Raw genomic sequence first — 543 nt, 5'->3', positions numbered from 1 at the left:
GGTCCAAGCTAAAGATCCATTATCTCTAAATATAAAAAACTGCGCTAATATTGCAATAAATAAAACTAACGAAAGAGTTTTTTTACTCATGAAGAAAATAGCAAAAGGAAATATAAAATAAAATTGTTCTTCCAGTGAAAGGCTCCAGTAAACCATATTGGAACCACAGTTACTATTCTGAATGCAGTGTGTAAAATACACATTAGCCACTTGGAATAATGCAGCTATTGAGCTGTAGACGTTATACTCAAACTCATGAAAAGAATTGTTCCAGTTAAAATATCTAGCAGCAATCAGCGTGACAACTAGCCAAGCAAAAGAAGAAGGCCACAACCTCCACATTCGCCTTATCCAAAATGGGAGCGCAAGAGATAAAAACCCTCTTTCTTTCATTCCTGATTTATATATAGATTTTGTTATTACATACCCTGATATGCAAAAAAACAAATCCACACCTACTGCTGGGGTGAAATAATTAAAAGAATCGATATACCAACTTGGTAGCCAAGAAAATAAAAACCCCAAATGGGCATATATTGTAAC

The 543-nt window shown here is 34.3% G+C and carries 1 protein-coding gene; it reads right to left on the bottom strand.

Translation table 11 applies throughout. The features are described from left to right. Positions 1–543, bottom strand: a 543-nt coding sequence (locus tag V2A85_RS24355) for an acyltransferase family protein (protein WP_420072643.1), incomplete at both ends; no start/stop codon positions are given.

This window comes from Yersinia sp. 1252 StPb PI (assembly GCF_048593885.1).
Lineage (GTDB): Bacteria > Pseudomonadota > Gammaproteobacteria > Enterobacterales > Enterobacteriaceae > Yersinia > Yersinia enterocolitica_E.
The sequence above is the reverse complement of the archived record's forward strand: the minus strand, read 5'-3'. Positions and strand labels throughout refer to the sequence as shown.